Origin of the sequence: Variovorax sp. WS11, assembly GCF_010499245.1 — a bacterium.
Classification (GTDB): domain Bacteria; phylum Pseudomonadota; class Gammaproteobacteria; order Burkholderiales; family Burkholderiaceae_C; genus Variovorax.
Map to the genome: position 1 here is coordinate 460,930 of NZ_JAAGOW010000005.1, position 16,678 is coordinate 477,607.

Genomic DNA, 16,678 nt, shown 5'->3' on the forward strand with positions numbered 1-16,678 from the left:
GCCAACAATTCGTCCATCGCCACTTGTCGCTCCAACGCAATGTCCAGCCTTTCCATCAACGCGGCGCCCGCCCTCCTGCCCCCGGCCCAGGTCGAGGCCTTGCGGGGCATTGCGGTCTCGCACCTCAGCGACAACCTGCATCGGCTGTCGGGCATGGGTGGCCTGCGCCGCTTCCACCGCGGCGCCAGGCTGGCGGGCACGGCCTTCACGGTGAAGGTGCGGCCCGGCGACAACCTGCTGATCTACAAGGCGCTGACGATGATGTCGCCGGGCCACGTGCTGGTGGTCGACGGCGCGGGCGACGCCACCAACGCACTGGTGGGCGAGCTCATCTTGCGCTACGCGCAGCGGCACGGCTGCGCGGGCTTCGTGGTCGACGGCGCGGTGCGCGACACCGCCGCCTTCGTCGAAGCCGACTTCCCTTGCTACGCCAGGACTTCGATCCATCGCGGGCCCTACAAGGCCGGGCCGGGCGCCATCAACGTGCCGGTCGCCATCGATGGTCAGGTGGTCGCGCCCGGCGACGCGATCGTCGGCGACGAAGACGGCCTTCTGTGCTTTCCCGCGGCCGATGCCGCCGCGCTGATTGCGGCCGCGCATCGAAGCGCCGCCTTCGAATCCGACATCAAGGCGGAGATCGCCAATGGCCAGCGCGAGCAGAGCTGGCTGACGCGAATGCTCCAGGCCCACGGCCTCTGAACACCGGAACCTGGAGACACCTTTCCCATGACGATCCTCGCCGAGCGCCTGAGCAGCGTCAAAGCTTCACCCAGCATGATGGCCAAGAGCCGCGTCGACGGCCTGCGCGCCGCAGGCCGGCGCATCATCGACTTCACGATCGGCGAGCCGGACTTCCCGACGCCGCCGCACATCGTCGCCGCCGGCGTGGAGGCCCTGCACGGCGGGCAGACGCGCTACACGGCCTCGACCGGCACGCCCGCCCTGCGCCAAGCCATCGCCGACAAGCTCGCACGGGAAAACCAGCTCGCCTTCACGCCGGAACTGGTGGTGGTCGGCTGTGGCGCCAAGCAGATCATCCACGAGGCGCTCGCCGCTTCGCTCAACGCCGGCGACGAGGTCATCGTCCCCGCCCCCTACTGGGTCTCGTACCCCGACATGGTCGCAATCCAGGGCGGCGTGCCGGTCGTCGTGCCTTGCGGCAAGGCGAGCGGATTCAAGCTGACGGCCCCGGCCCTGGAAGCGGCCATCACGCCGAGGACACGCTGGGTGATCCTGAACTCGCCCAACAACCCGAGCGGTGCGGTCTACACCGAAGCGGAGCTGGGCGCCCTGGCCGAAGTCCTGTCGCGGCATCCGTCGGTCTGGCTGCTGACCGACGAGATCTACGAGCATTTCGTCTACGGCGCTGCCGTGCACCGCTCGATGCTGCAGGTCGCGCCGGCGCTCGCGGAGCGCACGCTGATCGTCAACGGCATGTCGAAGAGCTACGCGATGACCGGATGGCGAATCGGATTCGGCGCCGGACCGCTGCCGCTCATGCGGGCCATCGCCCTGCTGCTGTCGCAGAGCACCTCATGCGCGGCGGCGATGAGCCAGGCGGCCGCCGTGACCGCGTTGAACGGGCCGCAGCAGTGCGTGGCCGCGGCGGTAGCCGATTTTTCTGCGCGGCGCGACCGGATGGTCGAGCTGCTGAACGCCGTCCCGGGCATCGACTGCAGCGAGCCCGACGGCGCCTTCTACGTGTTCCCCGACGTGAGCGGTCTCCTGGGCAGGCAGCGGGCCGATGGCCGGGTGCTCGGCAACGATCTGGACGTGATGCTCTTCCTGCTCGAGGAGGCCGGTGTCGCGACGATCGACGGCGCCTCCTACGGCATGCCCGGCTTCCTGCGCATTTCCTTTGCCACCTCGATCGACCAGATCGAACAGGGCTGCCGGAACATTCGAGAGGCCTGCGCCTCCTTGCGCTGATTCATCCAATCACGGAGTACGACCCCATGCCACAGCAGCACTTCTTCCCCAAGCGTTTCGTCGCCCTCGCGGTGGGACTTCTGGCCTTCACCGGCATCGCCTCGGCCGACCAGTTCGCCACCATCAAGCAGCGCGGCAGCCTGGTCTGCGCGACCTTGGGCACGGCCGAGCCCTTCAGCTTCTCGGACCGGGCGACGCGCGAGATCCGCGGCTACGACGTCGACTTCTGCAAGGCCGTGGCGGACAGCCTGGGCGTCAAACTCGAGCTCAAGCTGGTGGCGGTCGAGGCACGCATTCCCGAGCTGAGCCAGGGCCGCGTGGACATCGTCGCAGCCAACCTCGGCTACTCGCCCCAGCGGGCCGAGCAGATCGACTTCAGCCACCAGTACTTCGTGAGCCAGCAGAAGATCATGGTGCGCACCGGCGACGGCATTCGCGCCTTCAGCGGCCTGAACGGCAAGCGAATCAGTGCGCCCAAGGGGTCGTCTTCCGAGCAGGCCGTCAAGGCGAAGGTGCCGGGCGCCGAGCTGCTGACCTTCCAGGATCCGCCGAGCGCCTTCGTCGCCCTGCTGCAAGGCAAGGTGGACGGCTTCGCCCTGTCCGAGCTCGCATCGACGCGCTTCATGCGCCAGGCGGCGGGCAAGACCGAACTCATGCTCCTGCCGGAATCGATGATGGCCGAGCCCTGGGGCCTGGGCGTCCGCAAGGGCGAGCCGGCCCTGCTCAAGCATGTGAACGACACGCTCGCGGGCATGGAGCGTTCGGGCGAGGCCGCGAAGATCTTCGACAAGTGGCTGGGGCCGGCGACCCTGTACAAGTCGAGCCGCGACTTCTCGATCGGCCCGATCGCCACGGCTGCCCGCTGAGCGCCGTCATGACCGGCCAGCTCCTGTCCCTCGATCTGCTGGCCGGCGATCATGGCTCACTGCTGTGGCGCGGACTGCTGATCACGCTGCTGCTGACGCTGATCTCCTGGTCGATCGCGTTCGCGGTCGGGGCAGTTCTCGCGTCCGTGCGCGCCTTGCCATCGCGCGTGTGCGACCGCCTGGTGGCGCTGTACGTGGCCTACCACCGCAACGTGCCGCTGCTGGTGCAAGTGCTGTTCTGGTACTTCGGCGTGACCGCCGTGCTGCCGGCGGCGGTGCAGCAGTGGCTCAACGGGCACGGCGGCGGCCTCGTGCCCGGCGCTGTTGCCCTCGGCCTCTGCCTGGGCGCGTATGTCTCGGAGGACCTGCGAAGCGGCATCCGCACCGTGGCACACGGACAGATCGAGGCGGCCCGTGCCATCGGCCTGAACTTCGTGCAGACGATGCATTGCATCGTGCTGCCGCAGGCGCTGCGCGCCGCGCTGCCGGCGCTGGTGAACGACACCCTGCTGCTGTTCAAGAACACCAGCCTGCTGATGGCCATCGGCGTGGCCGAACTCACCTATGCCACGCGGCAGATCGAGGGGCAGACCTTCCGCAGCTTCGAGATCTTCGCTGTCTCGACGCTCATCTACCTGGGCGTGTCCTTCGTGATCATGGCGACCGGCCACCTGCTCGAACAGCGATTTCAAACGGCGAGGCGCTGAACATGCTCGACATCGTGCGTGAATACTGGCTGCTGTTCCTGGTCGGCAACTACCCGAACGGACCGCTCGGCGGACTGGCGCTGACCCTGATCCTCTCGGTGCTGGGCATCTGCCTTGCATTTCCGTTGAGCGTCGTGCTGGCGCTGATGCGCACCAGCCCCTGGGCCCTGCTGCGGGCACCGGCCCTGGCCTTGATCTACGTGGTGCGCGGACTCCCGCTCATCATGTTCATCTTCTGGACCTACTTCGCCATCCCGGCGCTGCTGGGGCACACGGTGTCGGGCTTCGTGACCATGCTGTGCGCACTGGTCATCTACGAGAGCGCCTATCTGGCCGAGGTGATCCGCGCCGGCATCGAGGCACTGCCCAAGGGCCAGGTCGAAGCGGCCCGCGCCATCGGGCTCAGCCACATGCAGACCCAGCGCCTCATCGTGCTGCCGCAGGCGCTCTACAACATGCTGCCCAGCATGCTGAGCCAGTTCATCTCGACCATCAAGGAGACCTCGCTCGGCTACGTGATCAGCGTGCAGGAGCTCACCTTCGCGGCCGGCCAGGTCAACAACATGCTGCTGACGCAGCCCTTCGAGGTCTACGCGCTGCTCGCCCTCACCTACTTCGCGCTCTGCTTCGCGCTGACCTCGGTGGTGCGCTGGATCGAGCGGCGTATCCAGCGCGGGCGCAGGTCCATGCCGGCGGCCGCGGCCTCCCCGGCTGCATCGGCAGAAGGAGCCATCGCATGATCAGCTTCAGCAGGGTGGGCAAGTGGTACGGCGACTACCAGGCCCTGGCCAACATCAACGCCGAAGTCGCCAGAGGCGAGGTCGTCGTGGTCTGCGGGCCTTCGGGCTCGGGCAAGTCCACGCTGATCCGGACCGTGAACCGCCTCGAAGAGATCCAGCAGGGCACGATCAGGGTCGAGGGGGTCGACACCCACGAGCGGGGCGGCAACATCAATCGGATACGCAGCCGCATCGGCTTCGTCTTCCAGCAGTTCAACCTCTTTCCGCACCTGAACGCGCTGCAGAACGTCTCGCTCGGGCCGGTCAAGGTCGCCGGTGCGTCGCGGGCCAGTGCCGAAGCGCGTGCGCGCGAGCTGCTGGCCAAGGTCGGGCTCGGGCACAAGTGCGACGCCTTCCCGTTGCAGTTGTCGGGTGGCCAGCAGCAGCGCGTGGCGATCGCGCGGGCACTGGCGATGAACCCGCCGGTGATGCTCTTCGACGAACCGACGAGCGCGCTCGACCCCGAGATGGTGGGCGAGGTACTGGCGGTCATGAAATCGTTGGCGAGAGACGGCATGACCATGGTCTGCGTCACGCACGAGATGGGCTTCGCGCGCGAAGTCGCCGACCGGGTCTGGTTCATGGACGCGGGGCGCATCGTCGAAGAGGCCACCCCGGACGAATTCTTCGAGCGGCCTTCGTCGGAGCGCGCGCAGAAATTTCTTGCCGAGATTCGGCATTGAGCGATGAATTGCTCCGACCGCGCCCGGCCCGCGAAGTCCGTTGCCGTCAGATCGGCTCTCGAGCCGCCGCTGGTGCATGGCGATTTTCTGGACCCGGCGTGCAAGCCGGCGGGTAGCCGACCAAGTCGTCAAGTCCAGTTCTCGATCTGCAGATCGTCGACACGACAGAACTCACGTTCGTTGTTGGTGACCAGCACCCAGCCTTCGGCACGAGCATGAGCAGCGATCCAGAGGTCGTTGTTGCCGATAGGCAGACCTCTGCGCTCGAGGGTGCTGCGGATCTGGCCGTAGTGCTGGCCCACTGCATCTGTGAGCGGTACGACCTGAATGACATTCTGCAGTTGCTGCAGTGCAGCCAAGGCCTTTGAGCGAGCTTGGCTCTTTTCAGCGCCATGTTGCAATTCACCCAGCGTGATGACCGACATGGCGAGAACGTCAGCACTCAGTTGTTCAAAGCGCGCGCGAACAGAGGCCGGATTGTGCTTGGCGATGTAGATGCAGATATTGGTGTCAAGAAGGTAGCGAATGGCCATTCAGAACGGCTCCCGCTCTTGGGGGGGACTTTCGTTCCGACCCTCATCCATGAAGTCGGCGGGCATGCTGATGAGTGCGTCAAAAATGGCGACCGCGCTGACAGGCCGCTCTCGCAGCACGATGTCGTTGCCTTGGCGAAAAATCTCCACCTGCTCGGCTGTGAGTCGAAACTCCTTCGGAAGGCGCACAGCTTGGCTGTTGCCGGACTGGAAGACACGGGCATAAGTCATAGGGAAAGCCTCCTTCTATGTATATACAAAAAGTATATACCTGGACCGCACCGCTGGTCAACGCGAGACGCCGCAGCGTCGCCATGTCGCGCTGTAGCATCCCGTCGCAGCTTGGCTATCCCCTGCTACCGAGCGCCCAAAGCCCCCTTCGCGTACACGATGCCCGCCACCGATTTCCCCGTCTTCGACAGCTCCGACTTCAGCGGCGAAGCTGGCGCGTTCTACTTCGACCTCGTACGTCTCGAGAACCGTCCGGACATCCCGCGCGGCTTTCCGCACCGCCACAACTACTATCACCTGCTGTGGATGAGCGAGGCGGCCGGCACGCATCTGCTCGACTTCGAGACCTTCGCGGCGCGCGCCAACGCGGTGTTCTTCGTCTCGCCCGGCCAGCTGCACGCCTGGGCCTCGACCGTGCCGCCGAAGGGCTTCGTCATCAACTTCAGCACCGAGTTCTTCGTGCAGATGTTCCCGCGCGCCGACGACATCGCGCAGTACCCGTTCTTCCACATTGCCTCGGACGCGCCCGTGCTCTACCTCGACCAGGCCCAGCACGACGCGCTGCTGCCGCTCTTGCACGAGATGGAAAGGGAAATGCTCGGAGGGGCCGAGGGGCGCCTGGACATCGTGCGCTCCTACCTGCTGGTGCTGCTCACGCGGCTGCGTCGGCTCTATCCGGCGCGCAGCGCCGACGGCGCTTCTCCGCAAAGCTACGCGCTGACCCGGCGCTTCAAGCTCCTGATCGACCAGCACTATCTCGACTTCGGTCCGCTGCGCGACTATGCGCAGCGGCTGCATGTCACGGAGCGCCAGCTCAACGATGCCGTCAAGCGCACGCTCGGCAAGACCGCCGGCGAACTGGTGCACGAGCGCCTCGTGCTCGAGGCCAAGCGGCTGCTGTGCAACACCGACAAGGGCGTCGCCGAAATCGCGTTCCATCTTCGCTTCGAGGACCATGCCTACTTCAGCCGCTTCTTCAAGAAGCGCACGCAGCTGACGCCCGGCGAGTTCAAGAAGCGCTACGGCACGCCCCGCTAGCCGGCTGGGGCAAGCCCCGGGCTCGGGCCGCCGAAAAGTACAAGACGGACTCGCAATCGTCCTAACGCCCCAGGCTATCGGCCCCCTAAAGTTCATCCCTCCTCAACTCCGCGGCCGCGATGGCGGTCCGATGGCTGGCGATGAACGATTCCCTCCAACGCCGCACCGGCGGCCAGTTGATCGTCGACGCGCTGTTCGCGCAAGGCACCGACACCGTGTTCTGCGTGCCGGGCGAGAGCTACCTCGACGTGCTGAACGCGCTTCATGCGCAGCAGGACGCCGTGCGCGTGGTGGCCTGCCGCCACGAAGGCGCCGCCGCTTTCATGGCCGAGGCCCACGGCAAGCTCACCGGCCGGCCCGGCGTCTGCATGGTCACGCGCGGGCCGGGTGCCACCAATGCGAGCATCGGCGTGCACACCGCCTTCCAGGACTCGACGCCGATGATCCTGCTGATCGGCCAGGTGGGGCGCGACATGATCGAGCGCGAGGCCTTCCAGGAGGTCGACTACCGTCGCATGTTCGGCCCCTTCGCGAAATGGGTGGCGCAGATCGACGACGTCGCGCGTGTGCCCGAGTTCATGGCGCGCGCCTACTCGGTGGCAATGTCGGGGCGCCCCGGCCCCGTCGTGCTGGCGCTGCCCGAGGACATGCTGACCGACTCCGCCTTTCCGGTCGCGGCACCGCGCGTGGACGTGCCGCAGGCGCATCCCGCGCCCGACGCGATGCTGCGCCTGCGCGAGCTCCTTGCCGCGGCGCAACGGCCGCTGCTGCTGCTCGGCGGTCCCGGCTGGGGTGCTCCGGGCCGCGAGGCGATCGAGCGCTTTGCCGTGCAGAACGGCCTGCCCGTGGCCTGCGCCTTTCGACGGCAGGATCTCTTCGACAACAGCCATCCGCAGTACGTCGGCGAGATCGGCATCGGCGTCAATCCCGAGCTGGCCAAGGCGGTGCGCGAGGCCGACCTGCTGATCGCCGCCGGCACCCGATTGGGCGAGATCGTCACCAGCGGCTACACGCTGCTCGATGTTCCCGTGCCGCGCCAGCGACTGGTGCACGTGCTGCCCTGCGCCGAGGAACTGGGGCGCGTGTACCAGCCGGCACTCAAGATCCTGAGCAGCCCCGACCCCTTCGCGCAGGCCGCGGGCGCGATGCCTCCGATCGAGCGCGCACCCTGGCGTGCATGGCTCGACCGGCTGCGCGGCCACTACGAGCGTTATGTCGCACCCTCGACGCGCGAGGCCAAGCTCGACCCGGCGCGGGTCATCCAGACGCTGCGCGACACGCTCGAGCCCGAAGCGATCCTCACCAACGGCGCCGGGAACTACAGCGCCTGGGCGCACCGCTACTACCCCTTCTCGCGCCCGCACACCCAGCTCGCGCCCACCAGCGGCGCGATGGGCTACGGCGTGCCTGCGGCCATCGCGGCCAAGCTGCAGCATCCGTCGCGCCAGGTGGTCTGCCTGGCCGGCGACGGCTGCTTCCTGATGACGTCGCAGGAGCTCGCGACCGTGAAGCGCCACGCACTCTCGATCGTCTTCATCGTTTTCAACAACGGCATGTACGGAACGATCCGCATGCACCAGGAAGTGAACTACCCGGGCCGGCCCATCGGCACCGAGCTCTGCAATCCGGACTTCGTGGTCTATGCGGAATCCTTCGGCCTGCACGCCGAGCGGGTCGAGCGCAGCGAGGACTTCGCGCCGGCGCTGCAGCGCGCCCTCGCCGCGGGCGGCGCGCTCATCGAGCTGGCGATCGAGCCCGAGATCCTGACGCCGCGCGCCACGCTGAGCGAGCTGCGCGAGAGCGCCTTGCGCGCAGCCGCCTGACCCGCATTCATTCTTTCAACGACAAGGAGACACACATGAACAAACTGCTGCGGGCTTCGGCCCTGGCGGCACTGGGTGCCTGCGTGCTCATGCAGGCCCACGCGCAGAGCCCCGCCGAGTTCCCCACCCGCCCGATCCGCATCGTGGTGCCTTTCGCCGCCGGCGGCGCGACCGACGTGATCGCGCGCGTGGTGGGGCAGAAGCTCTCGGACCAGCTCGGCCAGCCCGTGGTGGTCGACAACAAAGCCGGCGCCAACGGCAACATCGGCGCCGTGGCCGTGGCCCGCGCCGCGCCCGACGGCTACACGATCCTGATGGCGACCTCGAGCCACGCGATCAACGCGACGCTCTACCGCAAGCTCGACTACAGCCTGACGAAGGACCTCGCCGCGCTGTCGAACCTGGCCTCGGTGCCGCTGGTGCTGGTGGTCAACCCCGGCGTGCCGGCGCGCAGCGCGGCCGAGTTTGCGGCCTTCGCGAAGGCGCAGGGCGACAGGATCAACTTCGCCTCCGGCGGTACCGGCACCGCGGCGCACCTGGCGGGCGAGCAGTTCAACACCCTGCTCGGCACCCGCATGCTGCACGTGCCCTACAAGGGCGGCGCGCTGGCGCAGACCGACCTGATCGGCGGCCAGGTGCAAGCGATGTTCGCCAACCTGCCCGAGGTGCTGACGCAAGTGCAGGCCGGCAAGCTGCGCCCGCTGGCGGTGACCGGCAAGGACCGCCGCGCCAACCTGTCCGAGGTGCCGACCTTCGCCGAAGCCGGCTATCCGCAGATGGAAGCGCGCTCGTGGTTCGGCCTCTTCGCACCGGCCGGCACCCCGGCGCCGGTGGTGGCCAGGCTGTCCGCATCGATCGCGCAGGCGGTGGCCGACCCGGGCGTGCAGGCACGCCTCAAGGAACTCGGCGCCGACCCCATCGGCGACCGGCACGACGCCTTCCAGCCCTTCGTCGCGCAGGAAGTGAAGCGCTGGGGCGCGCTGGTCGAGCGCTCCGGCGCGACCGCGGACTGAGGCTGCAGATCCCTTTGTTGAATCCCGAGGAAACCGAACTCACATGCTCTACGACGTACGCACCTACACCTGCCGGCCCGGCACGCTGAAACGCCATCTCGCGCTCTATGCCGAGCACGGCTTCGACATCCAGCGCCGCCACCTCGGAGAGCCTCTGGCCTATCTGCAGACCGAGACCGGCAACGTCAACAGCTACACGCACATCTGGGTCTTCGCCGATGCGGCGGACCGCGCCGGCAGGCGCGCGGCGATGCAGCGCGATCCCGCGTGGGCGAGCTATCTAGAGAAGAGCGCGCAGGCCGCCTATCTGGTGTCGCAGGAGACGAAGCTGATGGTGCCGGTGCCGTTCTTCGAGCCCTGATGAGGCGGCCATCGTCTTCGCGAACCGTACCTCTTCCGACGACAATCCGCAGGCCATGAAAGCCACTTCCTATGGGGTGCTCATCCTCAACGAGCAAGGCCAGCTCCTGCTGGCGCACGCCACCGGGCAGAAGCACTGGGACATCCCGAAGGGTGGCGCGGAAGAAGGCGAGTCCGCGCGCGAGGCGGCCATCCGCGAAGTCCGGGAAGAGACGGGCATCGAACTGACTGCGGATTCGATGGAGGAGCTTGGGCGCATGGCCTATCTCCCCCGAAAGGAACTGCACCTGTTCCGTGTCGCCCTGCACACGCGCGACTGCGATATCGCGGCATGCAAATGCACGAGCTTCTTCCCTCACCACGCGTCAGGCGTGATGACTCCTGAAGTGGACCAGTTCAGGTGGGTGGACATCGCCGATGTCCCGGCGCTTGCTGCGAAGTCGATGACGGCGCTGCTTCGGAGGCTACCGGGCTTCGAGGGGATGCCGCCGGTCGAAGGTTAGGAATCCGGGCCCACAACCCAGGACGTCCAACGCGAAGGCAGAATTGGGCATGATCGCTCAGTGCTATTGCCGTGCCGTGGCGCTCAGGTTTGGCTTCGAGCCCATCGCCTCTTCTCCGCGCGACCGAAAAGAAGACTGACGGCTGCGGGTGTGGATTCAACCGGTCGTTCGCAGACCCGGTGTCTGCGAAGCCTCAATGCGCGGTGATCCAGGCCGCAATACGGCCCACCACCTCGGTCTCCAGGCCGTTGTAGCCGTGGTAGGACCAGGCCTCGCAGGCGTCGCCCCTGCTGATGCCCCCGCTGACTGCGATGAGTTCCTTGCGCGGCGCGGCCGTGAACTTCTCCATCAGGCCCGGCGCCTCGCTGAAGTCGCACAGCTTGCAACCGTCCTGCTGGTGGTGCACCACCAGCACCGGCACAGCCACACGCTCCAACGGCATGGCCGGTACTGCGCGGCCGCGCGGGTCGCTCAGGATGGCGGAGGTCAGCACCAAGCCGTCCGGCCCTCCATCGACACGCGGCAATTGCGTGGCGGTCCAGGCGGCCGACTGCGTGCCGCGGCTCGTGCCCACCAGCCACACCGGCACCCCGGTCTTGTCGCGCAACCATGCGATCACCGCCTTGAGATCGGCCACGTGCTCGGGCGACTGCCGAAAGCCATTGAGAAACGGCGCCGACTGCCGGTCCGAAGGCGCATCGACCACCGCCACGGCGAGACCCTGCTGGGCGAACAGGTCGCGCGTGCGCACAAGGAAATTGCCGTCGCCCCACTTGGCGCTGCCGTTGGCAAATAGCTGCAGGCCACCATGGCCGCCTGCCAGAAGAATGGCTGCGGCGCGCGGCTTGTCGGGAGCGAGGTAGATGAAGCGCTGCGTCACGCCGGGCCGAGTCGGGATGTCCACCACCTGAGCCGCAGTCTGCGCCCTCAGCGGCAGGAGCAGGCCGAATGACAGCAGAAACAGAAGCAGCCGCCAGCGGCGCATGGAGAGTTTCACAATGAACTCCTTGGAAAGATGAGAGGGGAGGTTCCTTGTCCGGTGCGCTTCGCTTAAGCTTCCTTGACCAGACTACCAGAGGCCTTCGCCATGCTCCAGATGCGTCCCGGATGCGAGTGTTGTGACCGAGACTTGCCGCCAGATTCGACTGCCGCACGGATTTGCTCCTTCGAGTGCACGTTCTGCAGTGACTGCGCCGCCCAGCGCTTGGCCGGAATCTGCCCGAACTGCGGCGGCGAGTTGCTCCCGCGCCCACGGCGGTCGGCTGCCAAGCTCGAGAAATACCCGGCTTCGACCACACGGGTGTTCAAGCCCGAAGGTTGCGCGGCCGCCCCTTGAGCTTCACCTCGCCGCGCCGGTCGCGACATCGGCACAGACCTTCCAATCAACCGCCATAGCTGCCAAGACGAGCATGAGCATTCCTTCAAGCATCGCGATGTTCTGGGACGCTTTCTGCGCCGAGCTTGGAGAGGATGGCTCCGACCGGTTCTTCGAGGCATTCCACTTCGATGACAACGAGGCCACCGCCAACGAACTTGCCGACCTTGTGCTTGCCGGCGTCAAGCGGGCCACTGCCGGTCTGGTCTGGTCATTCGAGAACGCGGGTGGTTCACCACCCAAGCCCGGTGCCCTCAGCGTCGTCACCTACTGGGACGGAAGGCCTGCCTGTGTCATCGAAACTCTGCAGGTCGAGGTGTTGCCATTCGACCAAGTCACCGCCGAATTCGCAGCCATCGAAGGTGAAGGCGATGCGTCGTTGGAGTACTGGCGCCGCGTGCACTGGGCCTACTTTGGCCGCGAGTGCGCGCGCATGGGTCGAGAACCCAGTCTGACCATGCCTGTCGCGTGCGAGCGGTTCAATGTCATCTACCGAGGCAAGGCTTGAATCGAAGCGGGACGCTTTTACTTTCTCACGAATTTCAGGTGAATCACGTTCGGCGCCGCGACTGTTTTCACCATGGCGAGGTCGTGCAGGGCTTGGTCGTCGTCGAACAGGCGCTCGCCACTGCCGAGTAAGGTCGGGACCAGATGAAGCTGCATTTCATCGACCAGGCCGGCCTTCAAGTATTGCTGCGCAGCGCGCGCGCCGCCCGACAGCGCTACGTCCTTCCCGCCCGCCGCACGCCGAGCCTGATCCAGCGCACTCTCAATGCCGTCGGTCACGAACGTAAAGCTCGTGCCACCCTCCAGGATCAACGGGTCGCGCGCGTGATGCGTCAGCACGAACACCGGGTGATGAAACGGCGGATTGCGACCCCACCAGCCGTTCCAGGCATCCGTCTTGTCCCACGGGCCCGGACCGCCGCCGAACATGTTGCGGCCCATGATGGTTGCGCCAATGTTGGCAAGTTCTTCCTCCATCACCGGCGTGCTCTCGTTCACCACGCCGCCTTCCATGCCATGCGGACGCCGCCAAGCCTCCAGCGGGAATACCCACTCGTGCAATCGCTCGCCGCCGATGCCGAGTGGCTCCTGCAGGCTTTGGCTCGGACCGGCGACGAACCCGTCCAGCGACATCGAGATCCTGAGTCGAAGCTTTGACATGCTGTTCACCTCTTAATACGCCTGGCAGGTCCAGCCGGCATCAGCTCGGCGGCCGCGGTCCGCAGGCATTGCATCAGTTGCCCCGTCGCCGGCGTCGGGTCGCGCCCCTGCATCGTCATCATGCCGACCGGCGGCAGCTCGATCGGAACCGCCAGTCCGAGCGCCTTGACCAGGCCCTCGCCTTCGAAATGCCGCGCCACGCCGAGCGCCAGAAAGCCGACGGCGGATCGCTCGCGAATGCAGCTGAGCGTCACCAGGAAGGAAGCGGTTTCGACGATGTCCGCAGGCGGGACCAGCCGATGCTTGTAGAACATCTGCTCCAGCTTCATGCGCGACGACGCCCAGGGCGGAGGCACCACCCACGGCAGCTGGACGAGCTGGCTCCAGCCCGGCTTGGCGGCGGACGCCAGTTCGTGGTCGGGCCGGACCACGACGCACATGGGCTCGGCATACAAGGGCTCGGTCTTCAGGTCCGGCGCCGCATAGCCCGGCTCGAGCCGGCCGACGAAGAGGTCCAGTTCGCCGACGCGCAAGCGCGGCAGCAGCCGGGTCAGATCGCCCTCCTCGATCATCACGGTGGTCTGCGTCGAGCGCTCCTTCAGAAGCGCGACGGCACGCATCAGCAGGGACGGCGTGGCGACCACCATGGCGCCGACGCTGGTGCGGCCCGCGGCGCCGCTCGCCACGGCCGCGATCTCGTCGCGCGTGCGGCCGTAGTCGGCCAGCACCGAGCGCGCGAAGCGCACCACGGCCGAGCCGTAGGCGGTCGGCTCCGTTCCGCGTGTCGAGCGCAGGAACAGCTCGAGGTCGAACATGCGCTCGATCTCGGCCAGCATCTTCGATACGGCCGGCTGAGTCACCGACAGGAATTCGGCGGCGCGGCCAAGATGGCGAAACTCGTCGAGCGCCACCAGCAGCTGCAGGTGCCGCAGCTTCAGGTTGGAGCGAAGCACACGATCGATGTCAGGCATTCTTCATAACCTAAAGAGAAAGAAGAGAGTCGATAACTTCATTGGATTGTAATGATGACACCTTGAACAATCGGGGCTTCCCACGATGCATTCAGGAGACAAGACGATGCGATCCAATCGCCGCCAGTTCGTGCTGGGCAGCCTCGGTGCTGCCCTGCTTCCGCTTGCCGCCACGCGCGCTGCCGCGGCCGGCTACCCCGAGCGCCCCATCACCTTCATCTGCCCCTGGCCCGCCGGCGGCACCGCGGACGTCACCATGCGCGCGCTGTGCACCGCGGCAGGCAGGGAGCTCGGCCAATCGGTCGTGGTGGACAACAAGGCCGGCGCCTCCGGGATGATTGGCTTGAAGGCACTGGCGAGCGCCAAGCCCGACGGCTACACCATCGGCCAGATCCCGATCTCGGTGACGCGCTTCTCGCAGCTCGGCATGGTGCAGGTCGATCCGCTCAAGGACCTCAGCTACATCGCACGCGTCTCGGGCCAGACCTTCGGCATCGCCGTGCGCGCCGAAGCGCCCTGGAAGACGCTGAAGGACCTGGTGGCCGATGCCAAGGCCAACCCCGACAAGATCACCTACGGCACCGCGGGCCTGGGCGGCGCGACGCATGTCGGCATGGAGGAGTTCGCCATCGCCGCCGGCGTGAAGTTCAACGCGATCCCCTTCAAGGGCGGCTCCGAGGCGCTGCAGGCGCTGATGGGTGGCCACGTCGACGTACTGGCCGACTCCAGCTCGTGGGCGCCGCACGTCAAGTCGGGCAAGCTGCGCCTCCTGGCCACCTGGGGCGAGCAGCGCACGGCGGAGTTCAACGACGCGCCCACGTTGAAGGAGGCCGGCTACAACGTCGTGGTGGATGCCCCCAACGGCATCGGCGCGCCGAAGGGCCTGCCCGCGGACATCGCCGCCCGGCTGCGCGCGGCCTTCAAGGCCGCCGCCGCAAGCCCGGAGTTCGCTGCGGCCTGCGCCAGGATCGACGCACCGCTGATGTACCTCGACGCGCCGGACTACGAGAAGTACGTCAGCGCCAGTGTGGCCAAGGAAAAGGTGCTCATCGAGAGGCTCAAGCTGAAGGAGCTGATGAGCAAGAACTGAAGCGACGCCGCCAGGAGATCCGCATGACCGCTGTTGCCACCACTGCCGACACCACCCCTTCGCCGCTGATCCGGCTGCACGAGAACGACAACGTGCTGATCGCCCGCGCGCCCATCGCGCTGGGCCAGGCCGTGCCGGAGCTCGGCCTGCGCATGCGTGCGCAGGTGCCCGCCGGCCACAAGATCGCGGCACGCCGCATTGCCGCCGGCGACAAGGTCAAGAAGTACGACACCGTCATCGGCGCGGCCATGCGCGACATCGAGCCCGGCGAGCACGTGCACACGCACAACCTCGAGCTGGTCGACTTCGACCGCGACCCGGGCTTCTGCGAGGACGTGCGCCCCGTCGACTACGTCCCCGAGGCCGAGCGCGCCACCTTCATGGGCATCGTGCGGCCCGACGGCAGCGTGGCCACGCGCAACTTCATCGGGCTGATCTCGTCGGTGAACTGCTCGGCCACCGTCATCAAGCAGATCGCGGCGCACTTCACGCCCGAGCGTCTGGCGCCATACCCGAATGTCGATGGGGTGGTGGCCTTCGCGCAGACCAGCGGCTGCGGCATGTCCTCTCCGAGCGAGCACTTCGACGTGCTGCGCCGGACGATCGCCGGCTATGCCCGCCATCCGAACCTGGCCGGCGTCCTGATCGTGGGCCTCGGCTGCGAACGCAACCAGGTGGCCGATCTGGTTTCGTCGCAGGGACTGGAGCCCGGCCCGCACGTGCGGACCTTCGTCATGCAGGACACGGGCGGCACCCGCGCCACCATCGCCGCAGGCATCGCGGCCATCGAGTCCATGCTGCCGACCGCGAACGACGTCAAGCGCGAGCCCGTCAGCGCCGCGCACCTGAAGATCGGTCTGGAATGCGGGGGTTCGGACGGCTTCTCCGGCATCACCGCCAACCCGGCGCTGGGCGCGGCGATGGACATCCTGGTGCGCCACGGCGGCACCGCCATCCTCTCGGAGACCCCGGAGATCCATGGCGTGGAGTTCATGCTGACGCGCCGCGCCGTCAGCCCGGCGGTGGGCCAGAAACTGCTCGACCGCCTCGCCTGGTGGGAAGCGTACACACGCGGCCACAACGGTCAGTTCAATGGCGTCGTGGGACCGGGCAATCAGGCCGGCGGCCTGGCCAACATCTTCGAGAAGTCGCTCGGGTCCGCGATGAAGGGCGGCACCACGCCGCTGCAGGCCGTGTACGAATACGCCGAGCCGATCGACAAGGCCGGCTTCGTGTTCATGGATTCGCCCGGCTACGACCCGGTGGCCTCGACCGGGCAGATCGCCAGCGGCGCGAACCTGATCTGCTTCACCACCGGCCGCGGCTCGATGTTCGGCTCCAAGCCCTCGCCAACCCTCAAGCTGGCGAGCAACACGGCCATGTTCACCCGCCTCGAAGACGACATGGACATCAACTGCGGCCTCATCCTCGACGGCGAACTCGACGTGCAGCAGATGGGCGAGCGCATCTTCCAGCACATCCTGCGCGCCGCTTCGGGCGAGGCGACCAAGAGCGAGCTGCTGGGCCTGGGCGATCACGAGTTCGTGCCCTGGCACATGGGCATCGTGAGCTGAGCCTTCTTCGTGACCCGAACCACCGAATCCCGCACC

The 16,678-nt window shown here is 67.0% G+C and carries 20 protein-coding genes; 15 read left to right on the forward strand and 5 right to left on the reverse strand.

Translation table 11 applies throughout. From position 1 onward, the window contains the following. Window positions 1-39: 39 nt before the first annotated feature. From GXN78_RS36695 to GXN78_RS36720, 6 genes are read left to right on the forward strand one after another with little or no spacing between them, the layout of a single operon-like run. Window positions 40-699 (forward strand): RraA family protein, encoded by a 660-nt coding sequence (locus GXN78_RS36695; RefSeq protein ID WP_106556262.1) that lies wholly within the window; start codon window positions 40-42, stop codon window positions 697-699. 27 nt (window positions 700-726) lie between these two features. Continuing rightward, window positions 727-1,929 carry a pyridoxal phosphate-dependent aminotransferase gene (locus tag GXN78_RS36700; RefSeq protein ID WP_106556263.1) on the forward strand — a complete coding sequence of 401 codons (1,203 nt, stop codon included), beginning with the start codon at window positions 727-729 and terminating at the stop codon, window positions 1,927-1,929. Between the two features lie 26 nt (window positions 1,930-1,955). After that, window positions 1,956-2,795: an ABC transporter substrate-binding protein gene (locus GXN78_RS36705; protein ID WP_106556264.1), complete on the forward strand. Its 840-nt coding sequence runs from the start codon at window positions 1,956-1,958 to the stop codon at window positions 2,793-2,795. A gap of 8 nt (window positions 2,796-2,803) precedes the next feature. After that, a complete protein-coding gene (locus tag GXN78_RS36710) occupies window positions 2,804-3,502 on the forward strand; it encodes an amino acid ABC transporter permease (protein WP_106556265.1) in 699 nt (232 codons plus the stop codon). 2 nt (window positions 3,503-3,504) lie between these two features. Then, entirely contained in the window at window positions 3,505-4,242 is a 738-nt protein-coding gene (locus GXN78_RS36715; protein ID WP_106556266.1) for an amino acid ABC transporter permease, read from the forward strand. Beyond that, on the forward strand, window positions 4,239-4,964 hold the full coding sequence (locus tag GXN78_RS36720) for an amino acid ABC transporter ATP-binding protein (RefSeq protein WP_106556267.1): 726 nt from the start codon (window positions 4,239-4,241) through the stop codon (window positions 4,962-4,964). Before GXN78_RS36715 ends, GXN78_RS36720 begins: the two co-directional genes overlap by 4 nt. Window positions 4,965-5,092: 128 nt before the next feature. Here the strand turns inward: GXN78_RS36720 and GXN78_RS36725 are convergent, their stop codons facing one another. Beyond that, window positions 5,093-5,497: a type II toxin-antitoxin system VapC family toxin gene (locus tag GXN78_RS36725; RefSeq protein WP_106556268.1), complete on the reverse strand. Its 405-nt coding sequence runs from the start codon at window positions 5,495-5,497 to the stop codon at window positions 5,093-5,095. Next, window positions 5,498-5,728, reverse strand: coding sequence for a type II toxin-antitoxin system VapB family antitoxin (gene vapB, locus GXN78_RS36730; protein WP_106556269.1), 231 nt, complete (start codon window positions 5,726-5,728; stop codon window positions 5,498-5,500). A 159-nt stretch (window positions 5,729-5,887) separates the two neighbouring features. Between vapB and GXN78_RS36735 the strand changes: the two genes are divergently transcribed. From GXN78_RS36735 to GXN78_RS36755, 5 genes are all read left to right on the forward strand, one after another. Continuing rightward, window positions 5,888-6,766, forward strand: a complete 879-nt coding sequence (locus GXN78_RS36735; protein WP_106556270.1) for a helix-turn-helix domain-containing protein — start codon at window positions 5,888-5,890, stop codon at window positions 6,764-6,766. 140 nt (window positions 6,767-6,906) lie between these two features. Beyond that, entirely contained in the window at window positions 6,907-8,589 is a 1,683-nt protein-coding gene (locus tag GXN78_RS36740; protein ID WP_239143124.1) for a thiamine pyrophosphate-binding protein, read from the forward strand. Between the two features lie 35 nt (window positions 8,590-8,624). Further along, the gene (locus tag GXN78_RS36745; protein ID WP_106556272.1) at window positions 8,625-9,602 is read left to right on the forward strand and encodes a tripartite tricarboxylate transporter substrate binding protein; all 978 of its coding nucleotides are present in this window, start codon (window positions 8,625-8,627) and stop codon (window positions 9,600-9,602) included. A 43-nt stretch (window positions 9,603-9,645) separates the two neighbouring features. Then, the gene (locus GXN78_RS36750) at window positions 9,646-9,963 is read left to right on the forward strand and encodes an NIPSNAP family protein (protein WP_106556273.1); all 318 of its coding nucleotides are present in this window, start codon (window positions 9,646-9,648) and stop codon (window positions 9,961-9,963) included. 76 nt (window positions 9,964-10,039) lie between these two features. Continuing rightward, complete coding sequence (locus tag GXN78_RS36755; RefSeq protein WP_239143125.1) at window positions 10,040-10,465, forward strand: NUDIX hydrolase; 426 nt, start codon at window positions 10,040-10,042, stop codon at window positions 10,463-10,465. A 193-nt stretch (window positions 10,466-10,658) separates the two neighbouring features. Here GXN78_RS36755 and GXN78_RS36760 read toward each other — a convergent pair whose 3' ends face one another. After that, window positions 10,659-11,450, reverse strand: coding sequence for an alpha/beta hydrolase (locus GXN78_RS36760; protein WP_106556275.1), 792 nt, complete (start codon window positions 11,448-11,450; stop codon window positions 10,659-10,661). A gap of 102 nt (window positions 11,451-11,552) precedes the next feature. Between GXN78_RS36760 and GXN78_RS36765 the strand changes: the two genes are divergently transcribed. After that, complete coding sequence (locus tag GXN78_RS36765; RefSeq protein WP_106556276.1) at window positions 11,553-11,801, forward strand: DUF1272 domain-containing protein; 249 nt, start codon at window positions 11,553-11,555, stop codon at window positions 11,799-11,801. Window positions 11,802-11,874: 73 nt separating this feature from the next. Then, window positions 11,875-12,348, forward strand: coding sequence for an ASCH domain-containing protein (locus GXN78_RS36770; RefSeq protein ID WP_106556277.1), 474 nt, complete (start codon window positions 11,875-11,877; stop codon window positions 12,346-12,348). Window positions 12,349-12,365: 17 nt separating this feature from the next. On the opposite strand, the gene GXN78_RS36775 is transcribed toward GXN78_RS36770, so the two are convergent. Both GXN78_RS36775 and GXN78_RS36780 read right to left on the reverse strand, forming a co-directional pair. Then, window positions 12,366-13,007, reverse strand: coding sequence for a dihydrofolate reductase family protein (locus GXN78_RS36775; protein ID WP_106556328.1), 642 nt, complete (start codon window positions 13,005-13,007; stop codon window positions 12,366-12,368). A 5-nt stretch (window positions 13,008-13,012) separates the two neighbouring features. Beyond that, window positions 13,013-13,978: a LysR substrate-binding domain-containing protein gene (locus GXN78_RS36780; protein ID WP_106556278.1), complete on the reverse strand. Its 966-nt coding sequence runs from the start codon at window positions 13,976-13,978 to the stop codon at window positions 13,013-13,015. Between the two features lie 106 nt (window positions 13,979-14,084). Between GXN78_RS36780 and GXN78_RS36785 the strand changes: the two genes are divergently transcribed. Together GXN78_RS36785 and GXN78_RS36790 are read left to right on the forward strand one after the other, a co-directional pair. Further along, window positions 14,085-15,068, forward strand: coding sequence for a tripartite tricarboxylate transporter substrate binding protein (locus GXN78_RS36785; RefSeq protein WP_106556279.1), 984 nt, complete (start codon window positions 14,085-14,087; stop codon window positions 15,066-15,068). A 23-nt stretch (window positions 15,069-15,091) separates the two neighbouring features. After that, complete coding sequence (locus GXN78_RS36790; RefSeq protein ID WP_106556280.1) at window positions 15,092-16,642, forward strand: altronate dehydratase family protein; 1,551 nt, start codon at window positions 15,092-15,094, stop codon at window positions 16,640-16,642. Window positions 16,643-16,678 lie beyond the last annotated feature (36 nt).

What these genes read in the sequence shown, in the direction of transcription:
- GXN78_RS36695 (WP_106556262.1), top strand. Translation starts at nt 40, where the DNA reads ATGTCCAGCCTTTCCATCAACGCGGCGCCCGCCCTCCTGCCCCCGGCC.
- vapB (WP_106556269.1), bottom strand. Translation starts at nt 5,728, where the DNA reads ATGACTTATGCCCGTGTCTTCCAGTCCGGCAACAGCCAAGCTGTGCGC.
- GXN78_RS36785 (WP_106556279.1), top strand. Translation starts at nt 14,085, where the DNA reads ATGCGATCCAATCGCCGCCAGTTCGTGCTGGGCAGCCTCGGTGCTGCC.
- GXN78_RS36735 (WP_106556270.1), top strand. Translation starts at nt 5,888, where the DNA reads ATGCCCGCCACCGATTTCCCCGTCTTCGACAGCTCCGACTTCAGCGGC.
- GXN78_RS36770 (WP_106556277.1), top strand. Translation starts at nt 11,875, where the DNA reads ATGAGCATTCCTTCAAGCATCGCGATGTTCTGGGACGCTTTCTGCGCC.
- GXN78_RS36760 (WP_106556275.1), bottom strand. Translation starts at nt 11,450, where the DNA reads ATGCGCCGCTGGCGGCTGCTTCTGTTTCTGCTGTCATTCGGCCTGCTC.
- GXN78_RS36740 (WP_239143124.1), top strand. Translation starts at nt 6,907, where the DNA reads ATGAACGATTCCCTCCAACGCCGCACCGGCGGCCAGTTGATCGTCGAC.
- GXN78_RS36720 (WP_106556267.1), top strand. Translation starts at nt 4,239, where the DNA reads ATGATCAGCTTCAGCAGGGTGGGCAAGTGGTACGGCGACTACCAGGCC.
- GXN78_RS36725 (WP_106556268.1), bottom strand. Translation starts at nt 5,497, where the DNA reads ATGGCCATTCGCTACCTTCTTGACACCAATATCTGCATCTACATCGCC.
- GXN78_RS36710 (WP_106556265.1), top strand. Translation starts at nt 2,804, where the DNA reads ATGACCGGCCAGCTCCTGTCCCTCGATCTGCTGGCCGGCGATCATGGC.
- GXN78_RS36750 (WP_106556273.1), top strand. Translation starts at nt 9,646, where the DNA reads ATGCTCTACGACGTACGCACCTACACCTGCCGGCCCGGCACGCTGAAA.
- GXN78_RS36780 (WP_106556278.1), bottom strand. Translation starts at nt 13,978, where the DNA reads ATGCCTGACATCGATCGTGTGCTTCGCTCCAACCTGAAGCTGCGGCAC.
- GXN78_RS36745 (WP_106556272.1), top strand. Translation starts at nt 8,625, where the DNA reads ATGAACAAACTGCTGCGGGCTTCGGCCCTGGCGGCACTGGGTGCCTGC.
- GXN78_RS36790 (WP_106556280.1), top strand. Translation starts at nt 15,092, where the DNA reads ATGACCGCTGTTGCCACCACTGCCGACACCACCCCTTCGCCGCTGATC.
- GXN78_RS36775 (WP_106556328.1), bottom strand. Translation starts at nt 13,007, where the DNA reads ATGTCAAAGCTTCGACTCAGGATCTCGATGTCGCTGGACGGGTTCGTC.
- GXN78_RS36700 (WP_106556263.1), top strand. Translation starts at nt 727, where the DNA reads ATGACGATCCTCGCCGAGCGCCTGAGCAGCGTCAAAGCTTCACCCAGC.
- GXN78_RS36715 (WP_106556266.1), top strand. Translation starts at nt 3,505, where the DNA reads ATGCTCGACATCGTGCGTGAATACTGGCTGCTGTTCCTGGTCGGCAAC.
- GXN78_RS36705 (WP_106556264.1), top strand. Translation starts at nt 1,956, where the DNA reads ATGCCACAGCAGCACTTCTTCCCCAAGCGTTTCGTCGCCCTCGCGGTG.
- GXN78_RS36765 (WP_106556276.1), top strand. Translation starts at nt 11,553, where the DNA reads ATGCTCCAGATGCGTCCCGGATGCGAGTGTTGTGACCGAGACTTGCCG.